The organism is Bradyrhizobium sp. PRIMUS42, assembly GCF_023006515.1.
Classification (GTDB): domain Bacteria; phylum Pseudomonadota; class Alphaproteobacteria; order Rhizobiales; family Xanthobacteraceae; genus Bradyrhizobium.
The window spans coordinates 1-2,147 of sequence record NZ_JALBGZ010000916.1 but is presented as its reverse complement, the minus strand read 5'-3'; the positions used below and the strand labels follow the sequence as shown (position 1 = coordinate 2,147).

Annotated in this window: 2 protein-coding genes; one reads left to right on the top strand and one right to left on the bottom strand. The window is 64.9% G+C overall.

Translation table 11 applies throughout. From position 1 onward, the window contains the following. Positions 1–188 precede the first annotated feature (188 nt). Positions 189–1,526, bottom strand: a complete 1,338-nt coding sequence (locus tag MOV75_RS35625; RefSeq protein ID WP_246932173.1) for a S41 family peptidase — start codon at positions 1,524–1,526, stop codon at positions 189–191. A gap of 321 nt (positions 1,527–1,847) precedes the next feature. Here MOV75_RS35625 and MOV75_RS35620 point away from each other — a divergent pair. Beyond that, positions 1,848–2,147 (top strand): alpha-hydroxy-acid oxidizing protein (locus MOV75_RS35620; protein WP_247007678.1); only part of this gene is annotated, 300 nt, incomplete at its 3' end.

Genomic DNA, 2,147 nt, shown 5'->3' with positions numbered 1-2,147 from the left:
CCGGCTCGCCCAGCGCGAAGGCAGCGGCAGCCGGCGCCGCGAGGCGGGTTAGGCCGGAACGTAGCGCTGTAGCCCGGATTGCGCTGCGCTCCATCCGGGCTGCGGATCACCGTGACAGTCCCCAAACGAAATCGCCCGGGAGCGGTGATGCACTCCCGGACGATCTCGATGTCTCGAAGTCGTCGAGCTTAGTTCGGCACCGCAGCCTTCGGCGCGCGCTTCGCCGCAACCGCATTCGCGGTGACGCCGTGCAGGAAGTCGTAAGCCGCATGCAGGGCCTTGTCGTCCTCCTCCTTCGGAGGAACGTAGGACTGCGATCCGGTCTGCTCGCCACCCTCGCCGGCCGACAGATGCCCGCGCATCTGCGACTCCGCCATGGTGTCCATCCGGCCCTTCAGCTCGGGCGGCACGTCCTGCAGGATCTCGATGTCGGGGGCAACGCCCTGGGCCTGGATCGAGCGGCCCGACGGCGTGTAATAACGCGCCGTGGTCAGCGCCAGCGCACCGTTGCCGGCGCCGAGCGGAATGATCGTCTGCACCGAGCCCTTGCCGAACGAGCGCGTGCCGATGATCGTGGCACGCTTGTGGTCATGCAGCGCGCCGGCCACGATCTCCGAGGCGGAGGCCGAGCCGCCATTGACCAGGATCACCAGCGGTTTGCCCTTGGTGAGGTCGCCGCCATGCGCGGTGAAGCGCTGGGTCTCTTCGGGACTGCGGCCACGGGTCGAAACGACCTCGCCGCGTTGCAGGAACGCGCTCGACACCGACACGGCCTGGTCGAGCAGACCGCCCGGATTGTTGCGCAGGTCCACCACGTAGCCGACGAGCTTGTCCTGCGAGACGTCCCTGGTGATCGAGGCGATCGCCTTCTTCAGGCCATCGGTGGTCTGCTCGTTGAACGAGGTGATGCGGATATAGCCGATGTCGCCGTTCTCGACATGGAAGCGAACCGGGCGCACATGAATGATCTCGCGCTTGATCGCGACATCGAGCGGGGCATCGGCGCCCTTGCGCACGATGGTGAGCTTGGTCTGGGTGTCGACCGGGCCCTTCATCTTGTTGACGGCCTGCTCGAGCGTCATGCCCTGCACGGCCTCGCCGTCGATCTTGCTGATGAGGTCGCCGGACATGAGGCCGGCCTTCGAAGCCGGCGTATCGTCGATCGGCGAGACGACCTTGACGAGGCCGTCTTCCATCGTGACCTCGATGCCGAGACCGCCGAACTCGCCGGAGGTGGTCTCCTGCATCTCGGTCCAGGCCTTCGCATTCATGTAGCGCGAATGCGGATCGAGCGAGGTCACCATGCCCGTGATCGCGCCCTCGACCAGCTTGGCATTGTCGGGCTTCTCGACATAGCTCGCCTTCACGCGCTCGAACACTTCGCCGAACAGGTTGAGCTGGGAATAGGCATCATTCGCGTTCGCCGCCGCCCGCGCCGCCCATACGCCGCCGTGCGGGCTGGCTACCAGAAGGGTCAGACACGCTCCGGTGAGCGCGCCCAGGGGGAACAGCAGGGATTTCCGCATGGTTGGGCTGGCCTTTTTGCTTTGGCGGTTCGCTTGGGCTTGTCTCTCGAGACTGGGGAGGCGCCATGCAATTGGCGATCCAGTCCGCTTCTCACAATACCATTCCGGTTTCTTCAAGGCCGGGATGCCACGCCGGCGGGTCCCTTCGCAGAAATCACTTCGTCCGGACCTAAACTTTTGGCAACGTTGCAGGACTGGTACGCCCGCAAGGAGAATCGGTGGGCCGGTCCACGCCTCACAGCTATGCGATTTTAGGATAGTTTTGGAGGGCTGGACGGGTTAGGCGATGACATAAGGCTTCAAATTCTCGGGAGGATAACAATGAACGAAGCACCCCGCATCCGGCCGGAACGGAACGTCGAACTGGGCGCCAGCAACGAGGCGTTCCAAAATCTGCACGAGTTCATCCGGAAAGCGCGGGCCAACCTCAACCAGAACGCCTGGGACTACATCGTCGGTGCCGCCGAGACCGAAACCACGATGCGCCGCAACCGCATGGCGCTGGACGAGATCGCCTTTCGCCCGCGCGTGCTGCGCGACGTCCGCAAGGTAGACGGCTCGGTTCAGCAGTTCGGCCGCAAGATGCGCCTGCCGGTGGTGCTCGCCCCCGTCGGCGCGCTC